We start from the raw sequence: 21,528 nt of genomic DNA, 5'->3' as shown, positions 1-21,528 counted from the left end.
AACTCATCATAAAAGTCGAGTATCGCGTTAACTTAAATAAAAAATATAAAGCAGAATATCTTAATGTAAATCAATATCGCTCTCTAAGAATTGATTTTTAGAATTGCTGGTCACGACTCCAAAGCGTTATGTTGCAGTTATTTCACTATGCCAACATCTTACACGTATTATGAACAGACTCGATCTATGACTGATGGTTCTACAGCGGATGGTTCAGTCGCCAATGGAATATAGGCGCGAATGGATAACCCACCTTTCTCACTTCTGCCTATGTCAAGATAACCGTCATGTTTGTCGATGATGCGGCGGATAATCGCAAGCCCCAAGCCGACGCCACTATTATGATGATGGAGTTTATTACTGTAACTCTGTTTTCCCTGCCTGAAAGGCTGAAACAAAATTGTTGCTTCTTCTTGTGTTATACCTGTCCCATTATCTTCTATTTGAAACCAGCCAAATTGTTCAGTAGCCCCACTACTGATGCGAATCCAACCATTGCCATAGCGATGGGCATTAGTGAACATATTCGCCAGAACACGTTTAACTGAAAGCGGATTAGCCATAATGAAAACAGGAGCTGCGGACAGGTTATCTTCGATACTTTTTTCGGCACTATTATTTTCCGTGTTCGTCTTCTCTGCCATGACCGCTTTTTCTGCACCAATGACGTCCTCAATAAGTTGATTTAATTCACAGCGGCCTATTATGGCATCCAGCCCGGACCGCTGGTAATTGATAAATTGATTAATGATTGTGTTGCACTCTTCAATATCACGATTAATCGACTCATACAGGAAATCATCTTCTCCACCAACCATTTCGATCGCTAACCGTATACGAGTCAGGGGAGTGCGTAAGTCATGGCTTATGCCTGCCATAAAAATGACACGCTCATCCTCCAATGAGTTAACCCTTACCGACATTTGATTAAATGCCCGAATAACTGACTGGATGGCAGGTGCTCCCGATTCAGGTAATGCTGTAACGACTTTCCCTTTTCCCATCTTTATTATTGCTTGCAGTATGGTAGTTAGGTGCTGTTTTTGGGCACGCAGATAAAACCAGAATGCCGTAGAAACTGATAATACTGTCGTTAACACACTGATGAAGATATACGGTAATACACTGATAAATGATATTTTTCCTAGCGATGATGATTTTTCCAGTACTAATAATAGTAGATAAGCGGCCAAAGAACTGACCATCAGGCTGCCCAACAGCATCGCCAATATCCAATACAAGGCACAGAGGAATACACCATGCCCTGGGAGCCTGAATTTTTTCATGCGTTCTTCCAGTTATGCTTGACTACAATTGATATATGCCTTGCTAATTATTAATCTAACCTCGACCACTCATGCCTTACTACCATCAGGAACAAAAACATATCCTAGTCCCCAAACAGTCTGGATATAACGAGGATGGGCAGGATCTTCTTCAATCAAACGACGTAAACGGGAAACCTGAACATCAATGGAACGCTCCATCGCACCATACTCCCTGCCTCGTGCCAGACTCATCAGCTTATCCCGTGATAAAGGTTCGCGGGGATGAGATACCAATGCTTTCAGTACAGAGAATTCACCACTGGTCAGGGACAGTTGTTCATCTTTATGAAACATTTCACGAGTCCCAAGATCCAGCTTAAACTTACCAAAAGTGACTATTGCGTTATCCGGTGTCGGGGCGCCAGACAATTCATTAGAGTGACGGCGCAGGACAGCACGGATACGGGCCAATAGTTCTCGCGGGTTAAAAGGTTTTGCAAGGTAATCATCTGCACCAATTTCCAGACCAACAATCCGGTCAACCTCTTCTCCTTTCGCGGAGATCATAATGATGGGGAGCGGGTTATGCTGACTTCTCAATCTTCGACAGATAGACAACCCATCTTCGCCCGGCAGCATTAAATCCAGTACAATCAATTGAATAGATTCTCTGGTCAACAATCGATCCATCTGCTCTGCATTTGCAACACAACGAACTTGAAAACCCTGCTCTGATAAATAGCGCTCCAGCAATACGCGTAAACGCATATCATCATCAACAACAAGGATTTTATAACTCTCTTGCATGTTTCAGCTCCCAAGATGTTCCATGCTCGCAATATCCATTATTCTCACAGAAAATCTAAGCTCTAAAAGACACTAAGATCATGTATTCTATGAATATTTATAATATTGGCAATGATTGCTTATGTTTCTGTTTTTCATCCTTGTTGTCCTGTTTCCATTTACACCTGATTTTTATGCTTCCAATGGCTGGTAACTAATTTCCAATATCCAGTAAACCACCTTACCATTAGGTGTCATGACGGTAATTTCATCATCGACCTGCTTACCAAGCAGCGCCCTTGCCACAGGTGAATCAATTGAAATCCATTTTTGGGCAGGGTCAAATTCATCCGGCCCCACTAAGCGAAAAATATATTCTTCGGCGTTTTCGTTTTCGACTTTAACCCAGGCCCCAAAAAAAACTTTGCCTTCCTGCCGCGGATCAGCATCCACAATTTGCAGAACATCCAATCTCTTGGATAAAAAACGCACACGGCGGTCAATTTCCCTTAACCTTTTTTTACCATAAATATATTCTGCATTCTCTGAACGATCCCCCAACGCGGCTGCATCAGACACAGCCTGAGTGACTTTTGGGCGCTCAATTTTCCAGAGATACTTCAGTTCCTGATCAAGCGCCAACCAGCCTTCTCGGGTAATGTAGTTACTTTTGCCCATGAAAACCCCACTTGAGAAAATATGATTAATGGCGCAGTACTATATCCTAACCGTACAGATATTCGATGAATTCTGTCGCAACCTGACAGAAATATTGTGCTATACCTGATAGATTTCGAGTTGCATCACAACAACAAGTAACAGCCCAAAAACAGGTAACCTGAAAGATAAAAGGCATAAACTGGAAATTATTGCGCTCTGTACGTATATAATGGAGTCAAGTTTGAACCCTGTCAGCATCTGTACTTAATGGATTTCAAGTTGCTGTCATCAAAAAGCCATTTGAATGAAGGGTAGATCAGATAAATTTAGCCCTGTCTGCTGATATTTACAGGCGCTGAGAAAGTTAAAGAAAACAGACCATGAATGAATCTTTAAGTCGAATCATTGCTGGTGAGCTACAGGCTCAACCACAACAAGTCCTAGCAGCTATTACCTTACTTGATGAAGGCAATACTGTTCCCTTTGTTGCCCGTTACCGTAAAGAGGCCACCGGTGGTCTGGACGATACACAGCTTCGCCAGCTTGAAAACCGCCTTGGTTATCTACGCGAACTGTCAGATCGTCGCCAGACTATCCTGAAATCCATTGAAGAACAGGGAAAATTAACGACTGAACTGGCTGAAGCCATTAATACCACTCTGAGCAAAACCGAACTGGAAGACCTCTATCTGCCCTATAAACCTAAGCGCCGTACCCGTGGGCAGATTGCCATTGAGGCCGGGCTGGAACCATTGGCAGACCTGCTGTGGCAAGACCCACAGCAAGAGCCAGAATCGGCTGCAACTGCTTATATTCATGCTGACAAAGGCGTTGCAGATACCAAAGCCGCATTGGATGGTGCCCGCTATATCCTGATGGAACGTTTTTCTGAAGATGCCTCTTTGTTGGTGAAAATACGTGAATATTTGTGGAAAAATGCTCATTTGGTTGCCAAAGTTGTTGAGGGTAAAGAGGAAGAAGGTGCCAAATTCAGCGATTACTTTGATCACCATGAAGCCATCACCTCTGTACCATCCCACCGCGCCCTTGCCATGTTCCGCGGACGCAATGAAGGTATCCTGCAACTGTCCCTGAATGCTGATCCTCAATTTGAAGAATCCCCTAAGGAAAGTTACTGCGAACAGATCATCACAGAGCATTTGAACCTGCGCCTGAATAACGCGCCGGCTGATAATTGGCGCAAGGCTGTCGTGAACTGGACATGGCGCATTAAAGTGCTGTTACATATGGAAACCGAACTGATGGGGACGCTACGCGAAAAAGCTGAAAATGAAGCGATCAACGTTTTCGCCCGTAACCTGAACGATCTGTTGATGGCAGCACCTGCGGGAATGCGTTCCACAATGGGATTAGATCCGGGTCTCCGCACAGGAGTAAAAATTGCGGTTGTAGATGCGACAGGCAAACTGCTCGCTACGGATACCATTTACCCGCATACTGGTCAGGAAAACAAAGCAGCAGCCGTCGTTGCAGCCTTGTGTACCAAATACAATGTTGACCTGGTTGCCATCGGTAATGGTACTGCATCTCGTGAAACAGAACGTTTCTTTGCCAATGTTCAGAAACAGTATCCTGACGTTACTGCGCAGAAAGTCGTGGTCAGCGAAGCTGGCGCATCTGTTTACTCCGCTTCAGAGCTAGCCGCACAAGAATTCCCTGATTTGGATGTTTCTCTGCGTGGAGCTGTCTCCATCGCCCGCCGTCTACAAGATCCGCTGGCAGAACTGGTGAAAATCGATCCTAAATCCATTGGTGTCGGCCAGTATCAGCACGATGTCAGCCAAACCCTGCTTGCCAAAAAACTGGATACCGTCGTTGAGGATTGTGTAAACAGTGTTGGTGTCGATCTGAATACGGCATCAGTTTCCTTGCTGACCCGCGTAGCCGGTCTGACTCGCTCTGTCGCCCAGAATATCGTAAATTGGCGTGACGAGAATGGTCGTTTCAATAACCGTGCAGAACTATTGAAAGTTCAACGCCTTGGGCCAAAAGCCTTTCTGCAATGTGCGGGCTTCCTGCGCATTAATCAGGGCAATAACCCGCTGGATGCTTCCACCGTTCATCCAGAAGCCTATCCGGTCGTTGAAAAAATTCTGACAATAACAGAACAGACTTTGCCGGAACTGATGGGTAATCCAGCCGCTCTGCGCAATTTGAAGGCTCAGGATTTCACAACTGAAAAATTCGGTATTCCGACAGTCACCGATATCCTGAAAGAGTTGGAGAAACCCGGTCGTGACCCACGTCCTGAGTTCAAAACAGCCACTTTCGCCGACGGTATTGAAACAATGAATGATCTGCAAACAGGTATGATTCTGGAAGGCACTGTCACCAATGTCACCAACTTTGGTGCTTTCGTTGACATTGGCGTGCATCAGGATGGATTAGTGCATATCTCTTCCCTATCCAATCACTTTGTGGAAGATCCACACTCCGTCGTGAAAACAGGTGATATCGTGAAAGTCAAGGTGATGGATGTTGACCTGAACCGTAAACGTATTGCCCTGACGATGCGCCTTGATGAACAGCCGGGTGAAGCACCCGCTCGCCGTGGCAGCATTCAGGGGGGGAATCGCCATGAACGTAATAGCAATGAGCGCAGCAAAAATGGCAAAGGTCGCTATAATCTCCGTTCATCAAACTCTGCACCATTGGCCAACAGTATCATGAGTGATGCGTTGGCTGCCGCTCTTGATAAAAAACGTTAATCTCTTTCAATAAATTATTTCCTGAGCTGGCCCGACTGGGCCAGTTTATTCTGGTAAATAAAACGAATTTTAATTAATGTAATCTTATTTCTATTTCTGAAAACATTTCTCAATTATATACATAAAAAAACCATAATCTTCATTGTGATGACTTTATTTTATTGGCGATATAATAAATTTAAATAGGTGATAATGGCTGACGTTCCTCATTAATAACCCGTATAATTCATCACGCAATATATTTAACAATAAATATATTTCATAATAACACTTACCATAATAATGGTAATTTATTTAATAAAATTAAAAACATAGAAAAATTTAAATTGTTAAGGAATAATTTATGAATAAATATGTCCAAAGCAGTTTTGACTTACTCAGCAATATAAGATTTTTTAATCTTGCCACTAATGATCCAGACGCAGAATCAGTTTGGTCATCAACGCTCTTTTATATTCCTAAATATAATCCATTAAGTTTAATTTGGTATTCAAAACAAGATACCCGACACAGTCAGGAGCTGTGTATGAACCCTTGTGTCAGCGGTACAATATACAGTAGCATCGCTATGCCTGACTCATCATTGATACTCGCAGGTTCTCAATTCATTGGCCATGCCTATCAAGTCCCCGACGATGAATTACAAGAAACATATGATTACTTCTTCCTGAAAACTTATCCGGATGAGAATATCAGAAAGAAAAAATCCCGTCCTATCTCTGATTATTATGGTAATGCGATACGCCGTTTCTACGAATTGAAAATTGAAGCATGGTGGGTGTATGACTCAACACTTTGGAGTGAGCACCAGGATGATGCCCGTGTTCCGGTGCCATTAAGTGACCTGCTCCATCCACCCCAAAATTAATGAATAAAACAAAATACATTTGAAAAATTCATAGAAAAAATAAATAGCAACAAGCTCCATTTCTTATTGGAGCTTGTTATTAGCTTCCCCATACATTCTTTACATAACTTTAATTTCAATAAAATCACCATTAATCTGATTAATATCAACTTACTCCATCATCATTCGTGATAGATACATAGCATTGGTATTGCATATTATTCTCATTAGTACTTTAATTCAAAATAATTAATGCACTTTTTTCTTGTGAATTTTGCTTTATTGAGGATAATAATTCTCATAATCACTAACTTTCTAATTTTGACGGAATGTTATATGTTATTGACTCCAAATCAAAGCTATAAAATTCTGGGATTCTTTCCACAGATAAATCCAGCATACAGACAGAAGTTATTATCTCTGGGAATGCTGCCCGGCTCCACATTTCAGGTCATCCGGGTAGCACCCTTGGGCGATCCCATTCAAATAGAAACACGCAGAGTCAATCTTATCCTCCGTAAAAAAGACTTAGCACTCCTCACATTAGCAGTAAATTCAGCAGAATGAAGTCCAAGTTCATTACAGTCTAAACTGAATGTAATGACATGCAATATTCCTAATCAGTAAAAAGTATGATGAAGCAATTAACTATAGGTTTGATCGGTAATCCCAACTCTGGGAAAACCACTTTATTTAACCAACTTACAGGCTCCCGACAACGAGTCGGTAACTGGTCTGGGGTGACAGTTGAACGTAAAACCGGGCATTTTTCTACCCAAAATCATCACATAGATCTTGTAGACCTTCCCGGTACTTATTCTCTTACTACCATTTCTGAACAAACTTCGATTGACGAGCAAATTGCCTGTCACTACATACTGAGTAGTGAAGCTGATATGTTTATCAACGTCGTTGATGCTTCGAATCTGGAACGTAATCTCTATCTTTCGTTGCAACTTATCGAGCTTGGCATTCCCTGTATTCTTGCCCTGAACATGTTGGACATCGCCAAAAGCCAACATATCAACATTGATATCGCGGCACTGGAACAACGCCTTGGTTGTCCAGTGATCCCACTCATTTCTACCCGTTCTACAGGGATAGACGCGCTGAAAGATGCCATTGACCAATATCAACAAACTCTTCGGCCTGTGTTGGTTGATTACCCCAAAACCTTATTGCAGGAAGTCGCTCTTCTCGCCGGCCAGATCTCAGAGAAATTCAATCCACAACAACGTCGTTGGCTCAGCTTACAGGTACTGGAAGGAGATATTTACAGCTTTACACGTTCGGGCCTGACTCAGGAGCAACTGACTGAAAGTAAAACCCGCCTGCAACAGCAGCAAATTGAGGAGCCGGAACTTATTATTGCTGACGCCCGCTACCAAACGATTAACGCACTGTGTCTGGCAGTCACTGATATCCACTCCGCAATCCCTAATAAACTGACTCAGACGATGGACAGAGTTATCCTCAATCGTTGGCTAGGTGTACCTATCTTTCTGTTTGTCATGTACCTCATGTTCGTACTGGCGATTAATATTGGTGGTGCCTTACAACCTATCTTTGATGGTGCTTCTTCTGCTATTTTCATTGATGGTATGCAGTGGCTCGGCTATACACTCCACTTCCCCGACTGGCTGACGATTTTCCTTGCGCAGGGTATCGGAGGTGGTATCAATACCATGCTGCCATTGGTTCCACAGATCGGCATGATGTACCTGTTTCTTTCTTTCCTTGAAGACTCTGGCTATATGGCCCGGGCAGCATTTGTGATGGACAGGTTGATGCAATCTTTGGGATTGCCGGGTAAATCCTTCGTCCCACTGATTGTTGGCTTCGGTTGTAACGTCCCTGCCGTGATGGGTTCCAGAACGCTGGATGCTCCACGTGAGAGACTGATTACTATCATGATGGCACCATTTATGTCCTGTGGTGCACGGCTGGCTATTTTCGCCGTCTTTGCCGCAGCCTTCTTTAATAAACAGGGCGCAAGTATTGTCTTTTCTCTGTATATCCTCGGCATTGTCGTTGCTATCCTGACAGGCTTGCTGCTCAAATTCACCATAATGCGGGGAGAAGCATCACCTTTTGTTATGGAGCTGCCGGTATACCATATTCCCCATGCCAAAACCCTGCTAATCCAAACCTGGCAGCGTCTGAAAGGATTTGTGATCCGTGCGGGTAAAGTGATTGTCGCCGCTAGTATGTTTATCGGCGCTCTCAATAGTTTTTCTTTCTCTGGCAAGACCGTGGACAATATCAACGAATCTGCTCTGGCGTCTGTCAGTAAAGTCATCACTCCGATCCTTCAGCCTATCGGTGTACATGCTGAGAACTGGCAGGCAACTGTCGGCCTGATCACGGGAGCAATGGCAAAAGAGGTCGTTGTCGGTACACTGAATACGCTTTATACCGCTGAAAATATCACTAAACAACCCTTCAATCCGGATGAATTTAATTTGCTGGATGAGCTGAAAGGTTCAGTGACAGAAACATGGGATAGTTTGAAAGAAGCATTGACTCTCAGTGCTTTGTCTAACCCGATTGAAGCCAGCAAAGGCGATGGCGATATGGACAGTAGTTCTATGGGAGTGATGAGCGTTAAATTTGGTTCAACTATCGCAGCCTATAGCTACCTGATTTTCGTGCTGTTATACGTTCCCTGTGTTTCTGTAATGGGAGCTATTGCCCGTGAGACCAGCCGTGGCTGGATGACTTTTTCCATTCTATGGGGATTAAACGTCGCCTATTCTCTGTCTGCGCTGTTCTATCAGGTCGCGACGTTTTCTGCACATCCGCAAAGCAGTTTGCTCACTATTCTAGCTGTCATTCTGTTTAATATATTTGTCTTTATTGGCTTACGTCGCGCACGCAGTAAAGTCACAATTGCACTTAATAGTACCAAAGATCACAGCACCAAAGACCGAAACTGCGAATGTTCCGGCGGTAGCTGTCACTAGGAGCCATTATGATTAGCCTGTTGCAAGTCCGGGATACCGTTGCCCTTAATGGACGTACCGATGTTAGATCGTTGAGCCATCAGCTTTCAGCACCACAGTCCATAGTAGAAGCCATGCTCAAGCAACTGGTGATAATGGGTAAATTGGAGGAAGTGGATATTTCCTCCTGCCTGAGTGGTGGCTGTAAGCAGTGCCCGGAAACACAAAAATGCGAGATTAAGGCGTATCAATTAGTGATAAAAGATTAAACAATATCTCATATTTCCCTCATTAAGAATACTTAAGCAGCTTGCCTAAGATAGACAAATGTCATATATTTTTTATGACATTTGTCATTTTTGGGGAGTGATTTATGAGAATCTATGTACCAAATGATACGGTCGGTAAGAAAGCTCTCTGGCGCTCTGTAGGACTGCCAGCAAACCGGGGAAGTGATCTGATCGAAACCTTACAAGCTGGATTACCACTTGATGTGCTGGATAATCTTCATCGAGACTCAGAAATATCTAAGGCCGATATTCTTCGCATTGCTGGTATCAATGAACGTAATGTTGCACGTCGTAAAAGTTCTAGTCGCCCATTTTCACCTGATGAAAGCGAACGTATAGCTCGCTTGGTTCGCGTGTTTGATGCAGCCATCAATTTCTTCAATGGTGATAAAAAAGCGGCCTATCATTGGCTTAAGGAGCCTGTTAAAGGGCTAGGTAATATTGCACCGATTTCCCTTATCTCAACAGAAAGCGGGGCTCTTGAAGTGATGGATCTCATTGGCCGCCTGGAACATGGTGTTATTGCATGATTTTTTACCGATTAGTAAAATCCATTCATGCCAATGAAGCATGGACGGGGTATGGTGCCAAAAGATTTGGGGGGCGCTGGAATCATAAGGGATACCATGCTGTCTATGTGTCCAGCTCCATCGCCCTTGCTATACTAGAATTGTATGTCCACACCTCAAAAGAAAGCCTTCTTGAAGAATACCAGCTATTTTCTATTGAATTAGCAGATAAAAATGTGGATTACCTGGATCACAGCTATCTTCCTGATAACTGGAGGCGTGATCCCGCACCTGTTTCAACTATGGATATAGGTAGTGGCTGGTTAAGTGCGGCAGAAAATCTCGCCCTGATCATTCCTTCTTGTATCGTTCCTTACGAAAACAACGCCATTATCAACCCGAACCACCCTAAATTTTCTAAGTCCATTGAATCAGTTAAAGAATTAGACTTTATATTCGACCAACGTCTAATTCGTTAACAACAGCACGGTAATTCATTTATCTATCGTGATAAATTGAAAAATAAAAACCGTTTTCTTATTATTACATATGCAGTTTTATTATTATTAATAACCTGAGGATACTAATATGCCTAAAGAGTTATTTGCTGCAACAATAGAATCTGCTGGTCACCTGAAAATGAAGTGCTCATCACGAGGTTTTACCTTTCATGTGGATGAACCCAAAAATTTGGGTGGAACAGATGAAGCCATGAACCCTGTAGAAGCACTTCTTTCAGCTTTCGGAGCCTGTCAGTGTATTGTAGCGAAAAGTTTTGCTCGCAAACATAAAATCAATTTAATCGATATTCAGATAAAAATGGAAGGCGAATTAGATACTGACGGTTTCACCGGTAAAAATAAAAATGCCAAAATCGGTTTTTCCAAAATCACGTCAAAATATTATATAAAGGCAGATAATACTGACCAAGAAATTCGCGACTTTATTCAATTTGTAGAAAGTAATTGCCCTATACTCGATACTATCGTCAATACGCCGGAAATGGTAACTGAAATTTATCCTGTCAGATAAGTGATAAATTCCCCGTAATATTTATTACCCATGACATTGTTGTTATGGGTAATTTTTTTATATGTAATTATCAATAAGCTATTTCACCATCCACAAAATCCATCAATACATCCACAAACTCATCAGGATGAGAAACAAATGGTGCATGAGCCGCATTGCGCATAGTGACAGAGCGGGTATGCGACCACTGGCTGTCAAGTAATGCCGCAATCTTGCGTGGCACTAAACCATCAAGATAGCCATAGATGCGTAAGAAAGGTAATTGAAGCTGTGCCAATTCAGCCCTCAAATCCTCTGTGCACAGCATTTCCAGCCCTGCATTGAGTACTTCCACGGTTGGCATCGGTTGGTTCAATACCACCGATTTCAGTAAACGGGCATCCTGACGCGCGCTATCTGTTCCCGACGTTTGCAGTGCCAGAAAACGCTCAATAGTTTTCTGGAAATCTTCGCTCAGTTGGTGTTTGAAAACGCTCAGAACAGTTGGTTTGATTCCCGGCCAATCCCCGTCTTCACTGAATTTTGGGGAAGATGCCACTGTGATTAATCCAGCCACGTGTTCAGGATGATCTAACGCAATCTGACTAGCAACCAATCCTCCCAACGACCATCCAAGCCACAAGGCATTTTTTGGTGCCTGTTGCCACACTGTCTCGGCCATCTCTTTCAGTGTCATAGCCGGATACAGCTGACTACGACCATATCCCGGCAAGTCCACTAAATGTAAACGAAAATGCGAAGCCAGTCGCGTTTCCACTGAACGCCAAACTTCAGCATTCAGCCCCCATCCATGCAGCATCACAATATCACGAGGAACTTCACCTAAAGTCTGCCAAAATAACTTACCCATTGTTATTCTCACCTTTAATTTGTCATCAGGGATTTTTCATCAAGGAAGAAAACTATGCTAACAATGGTTGGACACTGTTGGCTATGCCATCAAAATTTGTATTTTGCCCATCATGGAATCTGCCATATCTGCAACCAGGGACTAAAACGATTAGAACGAGTTTGTCCGCGTTGCGCGTTACCTGCCGAATCCAGTGATTTCCTCTGTGGCCGCTGCCTGAAAAATCCACCTCCATGGCAACGGCTTATCGCTGTTACTGATTACGTTCCACCGTTGAGCCAGCTTATCCGTCGTTACAAATATCATGGCTCACCACAAATAGCGACAGTATTGGCTCGTCTGTTTCTTCTGCATTGGTTACAAGGTTATCGTGAAGGCCGTTGGAGCAAACCGGATTACATACTTGGCATTCCCCTGTACCATCAGAAGCGCTGGCGGCGAGGGTTTGACCAGGTTGAACTTATCATCAACCCTTTGGCACGTTGGTTGCGATGCCAATATCAACCCAATATTTTACAACGCACACGTGCTACACTCACACAACGGGGCTTATCTGCCGCCCAAAGGAAAACCAATCTTAAGCATGCCTTTCAATTGCGCGGCAATTTTACTGATCAACATGTCGCCATTTTCGATGATGTGATCACCACAGGCACAACTCTGCACGAAACCACACAGTTGTTAATTCGTGCGGGTGCCCGCTCCGTGCAAGCGTGGGCAATATGCCGAACCTTGTAGTTCCTTCATGAATGGGCGTATTATAACCAACTAGAACAGTCAACTATTGAGCAAATGACATGATTAATATTACTGAAGCAGCGCAAGCGCACTTTGCCAAGCTACTGGCAAATCAAGAACCGGGTACACAAATCCGCGTTTTTGTCATTAATCCAGGAACGCCGACGGCGGAATGCGGTGTTTCCTATTGCCCACCTGATGCTGTTGAAGCCACTGATACCGAATTAAAATTTGACAAGCTTTCTGCCTATGTTGATGAAGTCAGTGCTCCTTTTCTGGAAGAGGCTGTCATTGATTTTGTGACTGACCAGCTTGGCTCCCAACTGACCCTGAAAGCACCAAACGCCAAGATGCGTAAAGTGGCTGACGATGCACCACTGATTGAGCGCGTTGAATATCTCCTGCAATCACAGATCAATCCTCAACTCGCAGGTCATGGTGGCCGTGTCAGCCTGATGGAAATCACCGATGATGGTTATGCCATCCTGCAATTTGGTGGTGGTTGCAACGGTTGTTCTATGGTCGATGTCACCCTGAAAGAAGGGATTGAAAAACAGTTATTACAGATGTTCCCTGAACTGAAAGGCGTCAAAGACCTGACCGAACATCAGCGTGGCGAACACTCTTACTACTAATTTTATTTTCTGTTCTTAGTACTTCTGCCCGCTTGATCATGCCTTCCCAATACCAAAATTGGGAAGGCTGTAGAGTTATGAAATAAGATTATTAAGAAACTAACACCTTAAAATGAAAATTTAAGAAATAACATTGAGTATTTATGGATCATTTTCAAACAATAAGCTCTGAACAAGCCTACCAAAACTGGCTCGATAAAAGCGCCCTGATGGTGGATATCCGTGATCCGCAAAGTTTTCGTGCAGGGCATGTAGCAGGTGCATTTCATTTAACGAATGAAACTATCAATAAATTCCTGCAAGAAGCTGATTTTGACCAACCGGTCATGGTGATGTGTTACCACGGGCACAGCAGCCAAGGCGCCGCCCAGTACCTAATCAATATCGGTTTCGAAACCGTATATAGCGTTAACGGTGGCTTTGAAGAGTGGAAAAAAGATTATCCTCATGCTGTTCATTCTGACTAAGTTTTAATCTTTTGCTATTTACTATGGCGTCTTTAAGTACGGTGTCTTTAACTGCGGTACAGTCCATTTCTGCATAACAAGCTCCTGTGCCATTAACCCCAATTTAAGGCAGATAAAACGCACAATGATCCATGTAACTTCAATATCTAACCCAAGACTGGCTCAAGCCTTCATTGATTATATGGCGACGCAGGGTATTCATCTGACCATGCGTCCTGCCAATGAACCGCATGTGGTTGAATTATGGCTGGAAGATGAAAGCCAATTAAATTTTGTTGAACAAGAACTCAACACATTTGCCCGTGATCCGCTTAATGAACGCTATCAAGCTGCTAGCTGGCAAACAGGTAAATCGAACATACCTTTGCAATACCATAACAACCTGAGCTGGAACACGCTGAAAAGCCAATCCGGCCCATTAACTGTCGCCATAATTGCGCTCTGTATTCTGGTTTATCTCTGGATGCAGTTTACTGGAATTAATGAGGTTATGCGCTGGCTGGCATGGCCCAATAATGAGCAATATCTGGAACTGTGGCGCTGGATCAGCCCCATATTACTGCACTTTTCATTGCTACATATCCTGTTTAATTTGGCGCTTTGGTGGTATTTCGGTAGTCAGGTTGAAAAAAATATTAACACAGCAAAACTGATTGAAATAACAATAGTTTCTGCATTTTTCAGTGGTTGGGCACAATCGTTGTTCAGTGCCTCGCATTTTGGTGGGCTTTCCGGTGTGGTCTATGCTCTGATCGGTTATGTTTGGCTGACAGGAGAAATGTCTCCCGGAAAGGGAGTCAGCGCTCCCAGAGGGCTTATCGCTATCTCGGTTATTTGGTTATTCGTTGGCTATTTCAATATGTTTTCGCTCAATATCGCCAATGCAGCCCATTTTTCAGGCTTAATCATCGGGTTATTGATGGGATTATGGGACAATTTACGCAAACCAAAAAATGAATAATATTCCAAATAAAGTCAGTCAATTATAATTAATTTAGGTAAAACATTAGGGGAATGTTGTGAAGCAAACTCAGCGACATGATGCAATAATCGAGCTGGTGCGTCTTCAAGGTTATGTCAGCACTGAAGAACTAGTCGAGCACTTTGACGTCAGCCCACAAACAATCCGGCGTGATTTGAACGAATTGGCCGACAAAAATAAAATCCAACGTCATCACGGCGGTGCCGCTTTACCCTCCAGCTCCGTCAACACGGCTTACCATGATCGCAAAATTATGTGGTCAGATGAAAAAGCCCGCATTGCCCGGCAAGTTGCCACCCAGATCCCAAATGGTGCAACCTTATTCATTGATATTGGCACCACCCCGGAGGCAGTAGCTCACGCACTAATCGATCATCGGGATTTGCGGATTGTCACCAACAACCTTAATGTTGCAACTCTGCTCATGGGAAAAGAAGATTTCCGCCTGATCCTGGCAGGTGGCGAAATACGTTCCCGTGATGGTGGCATCATTGGTGAAGCAACACTGGATTTCATCTCCCAATTCCGCCTTGATTTCGGTATCCTCGGCATTAGCGGCATTGACTCTGATGGTTCTCTGTTAGAGTTCGATTATCATGAAGTCCGAACCAAACGCGCAATTATCGAAAATTCGCGCTGCGTCATGCTGGTTGCAGATCATTCCAAATTTGGCCGCAGCGCCATGGTTAACCTCGGTACTATGAACCTGATCGATTTTCTGTTCACGGATAAAGCACCACCATCCAACATTCAGAAAATCATCGAACAATATAACGTTAAACTGGAACTGTGTTAAAACCAGGATCATGTTAGTTATACTTTGTTAATGTCCCGCCTAGAAAAACAGGCGGGCTATTCCCACCCCCACGTTTTTCCTGTTCACAACTTCAGACACTCTTCCTTGTCTCCCCACAGTAACGCACTGCCTATGATTTGCTTCTGACAATTTCCTTATTAATCTTATATATAAGGATAACTATTTGTTATCTGCATCACGCAAATATGTTTTTTCCTCGTTAATAGTTGGCGATTGATGAATTTTTGATTACAATTCTTGAGCGAAAACGAACATTAAAGAACTGTTTCGAACATTTCAGAGGGTATGCAATGGAAACCAAAGACTTAATTGTTATTGGCGGCGGAATCAACGGCGTTGGTATTGCGGCAGATGCTGCTGGCCGAGGACTTTCTGTCCTGCTGTTAGAAGGCCAAGACTTAGCCAGTGCCACGTCATCAGCCAGTTCCAAACTGATCCACGGTGGCCTGCGCTATCTGGAACATTATGAATTCCGACTGGTCAGTGAAGCACTGGCAGAACGCGAAGTCTTATTAAAACTGGCTCCCCACATTGCATTCCCTATGCGTTTTCGTCTTCCACACCAGCCACACTTGCGCCCGGCCTGGATGATCCGCATTGGCCTGTTCCTTTACGATCACTTGGGCAAACGTGTGAGTTTGCCGGGTAGTAAGGGGCTGAAATTCGGTGCAAACTCAGTTCTGAAACCTTCCATTAGCCGTGGCTTTGAATATTCTGACTGTTGGGTTGACGATGCACGTCTGGTCGTGCTGAATGCGCAGGAAGTCCAAAAACATGGCGGTGAGGTCCGTACCCGTACTCAAGTCACCCGTGCATGGCGTGAAAATGGCTACTGGATGGTAGAAGCCAAAGATCTCCCCACGGGTGAGACCAAAATATGGCAGGCAAAAGGTCTGGTTAACGCAACTGGTCCGTGGGTTAAGAGCTTCTTTGATAACGGCCTGCACCTGAAATCTCCTTATGGTATCCGTCTGATCAAGGGCAGCCACATCGTTGTACCTCGCGTTCACGATGAGCCTCAGGCCTATATCCTGCAAAACGAAGATAACCGTATCGTATTTGTGATCCCGTGGAATGATGAATTCTCCATTATCGGTACAACAGACGTTGAATACAAAGGCGATCCAAAAGAAGTCAAAATCGATAATCAAGAAATCGATTATCTGTTGAAAGTTTATAATGATCACTTCAAGAAGCAACTTAGCCGTACTGATGTGGTCTGGACTTACTCCGGTGTGCGCCCATTATGTGATGATGAATCTGATTCACCACAGGCTATCACCCGTGATTACACGCTGGATGTTCAAGATGAGCAGGGGCAAACACCATTGTTGTCTGTCTTCGGCGGTAAACTAACGACTTACCGTAAACTCGCCGAACATGCAATGGATAAACTGGCACAATATTATCCAAACGCTGGTAAAGCGTGGACTAAAAATAGCAAACTGCCTGGTGGAGAGCTGGAAGGCTATGACCGCGATGGATACGCACGTTTACTGCGTCAACGCTATAATTGGTTGCCAGAAGGAGTAGCGCGACGTTATGCCCGCACTTACGGCAGCAATAGCAACATCATTCTGCATGGTGCAAATGAGCTGGCAGATTTGGGCGAATTCTTTGGTAACAGTCTGTACGAAGCCGAGCTGCGTTATCTGGTAGCACATGAGTGGGTCACTCAGTTGGATGATGCAATCTGGCGTCGCACCAAGTTGGGTATGTGGCTGACTGATGAACAAAAACAGCGTATTGCTGACTGGTTGGTGCAGAACGTTAAGTCAACGCAATCACAAGATTGATTTAATCTGGCCCGTTAAAATGTTTGCAAAATGGCGGTAATCTTTTATCGCCATTTTCTATTTCCACCATTAGGGAAGCAATAATAAAAGATACCCAAATGATTGGAGAAAGTTACCGTTTTTATTTTTCTCATTTCTATCTTCAATTTCTATTAGCACATCATTTGCTGTAATTTTCATCAATAATAACCCTATGCTATATCAGCACAATCATCAAAAATAAAACTTGAGAACAATAAATATACGTATTTTGTCTTTTCTTACAGCAGAATAGAATAAAACTTAATAGGATTAAAATAAAAAATGTAACTATCCAATTAATTACTTTGCGGCAGAACAAAGAACAAAATATAATCAAACTGTTTCATAAGATGACAAATAGTGAAGCAAAAATCACCACCCAGGCGGAAAAATACAGCAGACATAGAAGCGAGAAACAAGTAATTTCCCTATATTCTCCCATAATGCTTATTTTTATATCTTCAATGCAAAATTGAAATATATCTTCAAAATATTGATAATATTAGTTTTTATTATTTTTTAAATTTTCATTTATTTCGTAATTGTGATATTACTCCCTTTTCTTTAATTCGCTTATTGCGGTTTATGTTCAAATTTATGAAGATAAACGAGAATGGATAAAAACTTGTAATGATGAGTCAAACATTCATTAAAAAAGAGGGGATTGCGCAATCATTTTTGGCTCGTTATCTCCTCTCTGAACAATGTGGCAACCGCCTGAAAACCATAGAATTACTGGCAAAAGAGTGTGGGTTGTCCGTAGGTTTAATGCAGGCAGCATTAAAATCTCTCGAACAATCACAGGCGGTTGGGATTAAGCGTCGTGGTCGGAATGGCAGTTTTCTCTCGCATATTAACCACAAATTGTTGCTGGAATACGCCGATATCGGCAATGTGGTCTGTGCAATGCCCCTTCCTTATACCCGTGCCTATGAGGGTCTGGCCAGTGGTTTAAAAGCATTATGTGCAGGAGTTCCTTTTTACTTTGCGCATATGCGAGGTTCAGATATCCGCATTGAATGCTTACTGAATGGAGTCTATGACTTAGCAGTAACATCAAGACTTGCCGCAGAGCAACACCCAGAAATTAAAGATATTTATATTGCGCTATCACTAGGGACACAAAGTTATACAGACAGACATCGATTAATCTTTCGTCAGGGCGAGATGGAATGCATCCGTCGTGTAGGGTTAGACAGCACGTCAGCCGACCAGAAAATAATGACAAATCAGTACTTTGCAGGAAAAGAAATTGAGCTGGTCGAGGTCTCTTATCATGAATGTCTGAATCAAATCAAAAAAGGCCACATTGACGCGGCCATCTGGAATGTCGGGCAAGGTCACGAGCTAATTGCAGAGGGCCTGATGACCCAACTTCCGGACGACAGTGAATGTTTTATCAAAGCTTCCGAAGCCGTTATCCTTGCCCGTAAAGATAATATTCCTATCCAACAGCTTTTGCATACTATGGTTGACAGAGATGCTCTGCTGACTCACCAACAGAATGTGGTAGCGGGTATTATCGAACCCATTTATTGACCTCTATTAACCAATAGCAAGCATCGATCAAAACAAGTAATAACCAAAAAATAAATTCTGACGTGTAACAAAAAAGTGATGGTAGAACAACGGTTAGCTATCCTGTTGCAAGGTGGTGTCATCGATAAAGATATCTACGATAACATGCTTGATGTCGTGCATATTCTGGAAGATATCTGGTTGATCCCTGTCCGTCATCCACAAGGTGAAATGGCGCTTACCCATATGGCAAGTGCTTTCATGCGATCACGTCGTGGCGAAATCGTTTCCCCTATAGAAAAAGAAATTCTGGAAAAAATAGAGCGATCCGGATATTACTCACAACTACTCACAATTCATCATTCCCTGCTGGAGAAATTTACACTCACCCTACATCCTAATGAAGAAGGCTATCTGTTGATAAATTTATATGGTTTAATACTTGCAACAAAAACTCATTGATCTTTTTTATACTATAAATATTCAAAAAAATGAAGATTAATATTCTTCAATAGTTTTTATTTTTCGCACAGACGAGCTGCTTTGCAGCTATGAAGGGAAATCTATGTTTATTAATGCATTAAAAAAACAGAACCCTAAATTGATTGAAGTAGCAAAAAGTCTTTGGCAGCAAGGCGTTATCTTACCAGATACTTACATCATTGATGTCGACCAAGTGTTAAATAATGGCCAACATTTACTGCAAACAGCAAAGCAACATGGTATTGAACTCTATTTGATGACCAAACAATTTGGTCGTAATCCCTGGTTGACCAAGAAACTGATTGAACTCGGTTATCCTGGTGCCGTGGCTGTAGATTTCAAAGAAGCCTATAGCCTGAGCCAACACGACATACCGTTATGTCACATTGGTCATCTGGTACAGACGCCAACTCACCTGATAGAAACCATGCTTAAGCGTAATCCTGAGATAATCACAGTATTTTCAATAGAAAAAGCTCAGGCAATATCGGATGCGGCTGAGAAATTAGGACGCGTTCAGCCCATCATGCTGAAAGTCTTTACTCAACGTGATATGTCCTTTACTTGTCAAGAAGCAGGCATTCCCTTTGATGAGATCGACAAAGCTGTTGATGCTTTAAAACAAATGCCGGGTATTAAACTATGTGGCCTGACCCATTTTCCTTGTCTGGCATGGAATGAGCAGTATCAGACAACTTTGCCAACCGTCAATTTGCAGACACTTATCAGAGCACGCAATAAACTTGCACAACTCGGTGTTTCCCTTTCACAAATCAATGCACCTTCTGCAACAAGCTGTAACACCATTCCCCTGTTAGCGAAATATGGTGCAACTCATTTAGAACCCGGACATGCTCTGACCGGAACAATACCTGCCAATGCCATTGGCCGAGAGCCTGAACATATCGCTATGGTTTATGTATCAGAGATATCCCATCACTACGATGGCAACAGTTATTGTTATGGTGGCGGCTACTACAAACGCAGCCACATGAAGCATGCATTGGTTTTTCCTGCCAAGAATCAAGAAAACAATAGTTCATATAAGACAGTACGCATATTACGGTTAGGTGAACCTTGTATTGATTACCATCTGCCATTAGCAGGCTCCCATCCTATCGGTAGCCCAGTCATTATGTGTTTCCGCGCTCAAGTTTTTGTGACCCGCAGCGATGTCGCCTTAATTTCAGGTATTCAGTCAGGAGAACCCAAGCTGGAAGGTATTTATGACAGCCAGGGTAACTGGAAAAACAATGGCTATACCCAATAAATACTCAATAGAGGTATTACAGTTAATATTATTCCGCCCTTAAATAATGTTATTTTCGCTATAGTCGATTTACAGCATGATGCTGCGTAACTATTTTTTTACGGAATAGTTATGTTTTGTTTATGGAATAGTTATGGAATACCAGAAAAAGACTGGGAATACCCCCACACATTCCGCTCCGTATTCCTCATCCAGGATTGATACATCAGGCTACACCTATGTGCATGAGCATTTACATATTGATCTATCCGAAGCTAAAGGCAACCTCGATTGTCGGTTAGATCAATACGAGCTAATTGCTAATGAACTTCGCCACCTGTATACGCTAGGATTACGCAACATTGTGGAAGTCACCAACCGCTACATGGGACGCAATGCCCCCTTTCTGCTGAATTTGGTACGTGATACCCACGTCAACATCCTCGCATCAACGGGTTATTATAAACAGCCTTTCTTCCCTGCCCATTTCAACGAATTAAGCATACAAGACATTGCCGAAGATATGATCACTGACATTGAAACAGGCATTGACGGTACGGAGTTAAAAGCCAGCGTCATTGCAGAGATCGGCTCCAGTTTCGGGCAAATCACCGAAGATGAACGAAAAGTATTTGCAGCGGCAGCTCTGGCTCATCATGCAACCGGGTGTCCTATTTCCACCCACACAACGTTAAGCACTATGGGGCGTGAACAATTGGCGCTCCTCAGGGAATTTGGTGTTTCCCCTGAACATGTGGCGATTGGTCATTGTGACCTGAAAGACAATCTGGACACAATTATTCCCCTACTTGAAGAAGGTGCATGGGTACAATTCGATACTATTGGTAAAAACAATTACTATCCAGACAGCCGCCGCATTGCGATGTTGCAGGCGGTTGCCAAACGTGG

The 21,528-nt window shown here is 43.1% G+C and carries 22 protein-coding genes; 18 read left to right on the top strand and 4 right to left on the bottom strand.

Annotated elements, in window-relative coordinates:
• Window positions 1-167 precede the first annotated feature (167 nt).
• The 3 genes from AAC147_RS01925 to greB form a co-directional block, all read right to left on the bottom strand.
• Window positions 168-1,286, bottom strand: coding sequence for an ATP-binding protein (locus AAC147_RS01925; protein ID WP_052189753.1), 1,119 nt, complete (start codon window positions 1,284-1,286; stop codon window positions 168-170).
• Between the two features lie 69 nt (window positions 1,287-1,355).
• Window positions 1,356-2,075 (bottom strand): osmolarity response regulator transcription factor OmpR, encoded by a 720-nt coding sequence (gene ompR, locus AAC147_RS01920; RefSeq protein ID WP_047685160.1) that lies wholly within the window; start codon window positions 2,073-2,075, stop codon window positions 1,356-1,358.
• Window positions 2,076-2,246: 171 nt separating this feature from the next.
• Window positions 2,247-2,732, bottom strand: a complete 486-nt coding sequence (gene greB / locus AAC147_RS01915) for a transcription elongation factor GreB (RefSeq protein WP_047685155.1) — start codon at window positions 2,730-2,732, stop codon at window positions 2,247-2,249.
• Between the two features lie 362 nt (window positions 2,733-3,094).
• Here greB and AAC147_RS01910 point away from each other — a divergent pair, with 362 nt between their 5' ends.
• From AAC147_RS01910 to AAC147_RS01875, 8 genes are all read left to right on the top strand, one after another.
• Entirely contained in the window at window positions 3,095-5,443 is a 2,349-nt protein-coding gene (locus tag AAC147_RS01910) for a Tex family protein (RefSeq protein WP_047685152.1), read from the top strand.
• Between the two features lie 343 nt (window positions 5,444-5,786).
• On the top strand, window positions 5,787-6,311 hold the full coding sequence (locus AAC147_RS01905) for a hypothetical protein (RefSeq protein WP_047685150.1): 525 nt from the start codon (window positions 5,787-5,789) through the stop codon (window positions 6,309-6,311).
• Window positions 6,312-6,626: 315 nt separating this feature from the next.
• Window positions 6,627-6,857, top strand: a complete 231-nt coding sequence (feoA, locus tag AAC147_RS01900; protein WP_047685144.1) for a ferrous iron transporter A — start codon at window positions 6,627-6,629, stop codon at window positions 6,855-6,857.
• A 68-nt stretch (window positions 6,858-6,925) separates the two neighbouring features.
• Window positions 6,926-9,253 (top strand): Fe(2+) transporter permease subunit FeoB, encoded by a 2,328-nt coding sequence (gene feoB / locus AAC147_RS01895; protein ID WP_047685171.1) that lies wholly within the window; start codon window positions 6,926-6,928, stop codon window positions 9,251-9,253.
• Window positions 9,254-9,261: 8 nt separating this feature from the next.
• Window positions 9,262-9,501, top strand: a complete 240-nt coding sequence (locus tag AAC147_RS01890; protein ID WP_047685142.1) for a FeoC-like transcriptional regulator — start codon at window positions 9,262-9,264, stop codon at window positions 9,499-9,501.
• A gap of 104 nt (window positions 9,502-9,605) precedes the next feature.
• Entirely contained in the window at window positions 9,606-10,052 is a 447-nt protein-coding gene (parS, locus tag AAC147_RS01885; RefSeq protein WP_047685139.1) for a type II RES/Xre toxin-antitoxin system antitoxin, read from the top strand.
• Window positions 10,049-10,510, top strand: coding sequence for an RES family NAD+ phosphorylase (locus AAC147_RS01880; RefSeq protein ID WP_047685137.1), 462 nt, complete (start codon window positions 10,049-10,051; stop codon window positions 10,508-10,510). The genes parS and AAC147_RS01880 overlap by 4 nt, the downstream gene beginning before the upstream one ends.
• Before the next feature lie 109 nt (window positions 10,511-10,619).
• A complete protein-coding gene (locus AAC147_RS01875) occupies window positions 10,620-11,063 on the top strand; it encodes an OsmC family protein (protein ID WP_047685134.1) in 444 nt (147 codons plus the stop codon).
• A 70-nt stretch (window positions 11,064-11,133) separates the two neighbouring features.
• Here the strand turns inward: AAC147_RS01875 and bioH are convergent, their stop codons facing one another.
• On the bottom strand, window positions 11,134-11,913 hold the full coding sequence (bioH, locus tag AAC147_RS01870; RefSeq protein ID WP_047685132.1) for a pimeloyl-ACP methyl ester esterase BioH: 780 nt from the start codon (window positions 11,911-11,913) through the stop codon (window positions 11,134-11,136).
• 54 nt (window positions 11,914-11,967) lie between these two features.
• Between bioH and gntX the strand changes: the two genes are divergently transcribed.
• From gntX to AAC147_RS01820, 10 genes are all read left to right on the top strand, one after another.
• Window positions 11,968-12,651 carry a DNA utilization protein GntX gene (gene gntX, locus AAC147_RS01865; protein WP_047685127.1) on the top strand — a complete coding sequence of 228 codons (684 nt, stop codon included), beginning with the start codon at window positions 11,968-11,970 and terminating at the stop codon, window positions 12,649-12,651.
• 59 nt (window positions 12,652-12,710) lie between these two features.
• The gene (gene nfuA, locus AAC147_RS01860) at window positions 12,711-13,286 is read left to right on the top strand and encodes a Fe-S biogenesis protein NfuA (protein ID WP_038264683.1); all 576 of its coding nucleotides are present in this window, start codon (window positions 12,711-12,713) and stop codon (window positions 13,284-13,286) included.
• Window positions 13,287-13,429: 143 nt separating this feature from the next.
• Window positions 13,430-13,753, top strand: coding sequence for a thiosulfate sulfurtransferase GlpE (gene glpE / locus AAC147_RS01855; protein WP_047685124.1), 324 nt, complete (start codon window positions 13,430-13,432; stop codon window positions 13,751-13,753).
• Between the two features lie 124 nt (window positions 13,754-13,877).
• Window positions 13,878-14,714 carry a rhomboid family intramembrane serine protease GlpG gene (gene glpG, locus AAC147_RS01850; protein ID WP_047685122.1) on the top strand — a complete coding sequence of 279 codons (837 nt, stop codon included), beginning with the start codon at window positions 13,878-13,880 and terminating at the stop codon, window positions 14,712-14,714.
• 58 nt (window positions 14,715-14,772) lie between these two features.
• On the top strand, window positions 14,773-15,531 hold the full coding sequence (locus AAC147_RS01845) for a DeoR/GlpR family transcriptional regulator (RefSeq protein WP_047685119.1): 759 nt from the start codon (window positions 14,773-14,775) through the stop codon (window positions 15,529-15,531).
• 311 nt (window positions 15,532-15,842) lie between these two features.
• Complete coding sequence (glpD, locus tag AAC147_RS01840) at window positions 15,843-17,348, top strand: glycerol-3-phosphate dehydrogenase (protein ID WP_047685117.1); 1,506 nt, start codon at window positions 15,843-15,845, stop codon at window positions 17,346-17,348.
• A 651-nt stretch (window positions 17,349-17,999) separates the two neighbouring features.
• Window positions 18,000-18,908, top strand: coding sequence for a GntR family transcriptional regulator YhfZ (yhfZ, locus tag AAC147_RS01835; RefSeq protein WP_081989130.1), 909 nt, complete (start codon window positions 18,000-18,002; stop codon window positions 18,906-18,908).
• A 78-nt stretch (window positions 18,909-18,986) separates the two neighbouring features.
• Window positions 18,987-19,349 (top strand): hypothetical protein, encoded by a 363-nt coding sequence (locus AAC147_RS01830; protein ID WP_047685111.1) that lies wholly within the window; start codon window positions 18,987-18,989, stop codon window positions 19,347-19,349.
• Between the two features lie 103 nt (window positions 19,350-19,452).
• Window positions 19,453-20,640: a YhfX family PLP-dependent enzyme gene (locus AAC147_RS01825; RefSeq protein ID WP_047685108.1), complete on the top strand. Its 1,188-nt coding sequence runs from the start codon at window positions 19,453-19,455 to the stop codon at window positions 20,638-20,640.
• A gap of 133 nt (window positions 20,641-20,773) precedes the next feature.
• Window positions 20,774-21,528: hydrolase (locus tag AAC147_RS01820; protein ID WP_052189756.1), on the top strand; the 755-nt coding region annotated here is incomplete at its 3' end.

The sequence above is a fragment of the Xenorhabdus sp. NBAII XenSa04 genome (assembly GCF_963866145.1).
Taxonomy (GTDB): Bacteria; Pseudomonadota; Gammaproteobacteria; order Enterobacterales; family Enterobacteriaceae; genus Xenorhabdus; species Xenorhabdus indica.
The sequence above is the reverse complement of the archived record's forward strand: the minus strand, read 5'-3'. Positions and strand labels throughout refer to the sequence as shown.

Bases quoted from the DNA above. Each gene is read 5' to 3' on its own strand.
- AAC147_RS01880 (WP_047685137.1), top strand. From the start codon at position 10,049: ATGATTTTTTACCGATTAGTAAAATCCATTCATGCCAATGAAGCATGG.
- gntX (WP_047685127.1), top strand. From the start codon at position 11,968: ATGCTAACAATGGTTGGACACTGTTGGCTATGCCATCAAAATTTGTAT.
- feoB (WP_047685171.1), top strand. From the start codon at position 6,926: ATGAAGCAATTAACTATAGGTTTGATCGGTAATCCCAACTCTGGGAAA.
- AAC147_RS01910 (WP_047685152.1), top strand. From the start codon at position 3,095: ATGAATGAATCTTTAAGTCGAATCATTGCTGGTGAGCTACAGGCTCAA.
- AAC147_RS01825 (WP_047685108.1), top strand. From the start codon at position 19,453: ATGTTTATTAATGCATTAAAAAAACAGAACCCTAAATTGATTGAAGTA.
- yhfZ (WP_081989130.1), top strand. From the start codon at position 18,000: ATGATGAGTCAAACATTCATTAAAAAAGAGGGGATTGCGCAATCATTT.
- glpE (WP_047685124.1), top strand. From the start codon at position 13,430: ATGGATCATTTTCAAACAATAAGCTCTGAACAAGCCTACCAAAACTGG.
- AAC147_RS01925 (WP_052189753.1), bottom strand. From the start codon at position 1,286: ATGAAAAAATTCAGGCTCCCAGGGCATGGTGTATTCCTCTGTGCCTTG.
- bioH (WP_047685132.1), bottom strand. From the start codon at position 11,913: ATGGGTAAGTTATTTTGGCAGACTTTAGGTGAAGTTCCTCGTGATATT.
- ompR (WP_047685160.1), bottom strand. From the start codon at position 2,075: ATGCAAGAGAGTTATAAAATCCTTGTTGTTGATGATGATATGCGTTTA.
- nfuA (WP_038264683.1), top strand. From the start codon at position 12,711: ATGATTAATATTACTGAAGCAGCGCAAGCGCACTTTGCCAAGCTACTG.
- AAC147_RS01875 (WP_047685134.1), top strand. From the start codon at position 10,620: ATGCCTAAAGAGTTATTTGCTGCAACAATAGAATCTGCTGGTCACCTG.
- feoA (WP_047685144.1), top strand. From the start codon at position 6,627: ATGTTATTGACTCCAAATCAAAGCTATAAAATTCTGGGATTCTTTCCA.
- AAC147_RS01830 (WP_047685111.1), top strand. From the start codon at position 18,987: ATGGTAGAACAACGGTTAGCTATCCTGTTGCAAGGTGGTGTCATCGAT.
- AAC147_RS01890 (WP_047685142.1), top strand. From the start codon at position 9,262: ATGATTAGCCTGTTGCAAGTCCGGGATACCGTTGCCCTTAATGGACGT.
- glpG (WP_047685122.1), top strand. From the start codon at position 13,878: ATGATCCATGTAACTTCAATATCTAACCCAAGACTGGCTCAAGCCTTC.
- AAC147_RS01905 (WP_047685150.1), top strand. From the start codon at position 5,787: ATGAATAAATATGTCCAAAGCAGTTTTGACTTACTCAGCAATATAAGA.
- parS (WP_047685139.1), top strand. From the start codon at position 9,606: ATGAGAATCTATGTACCAAATGATACGGTCGGTAAGAAAGCTCTCTGG.
- glpD (WP_047685117.1), top strand. From the start codon at position 15,843: ATGGAAACCAAAGACTTAATTGTTATTGGCGGCGGAATCAACGGCGTT.
- greB (WP_047685155.1), bottom strand. From the start codon at position 2,732: ATGGGCAAAAGTAACTACATTACCCGAGAAGGCTGGTTGGCGCTTGAT.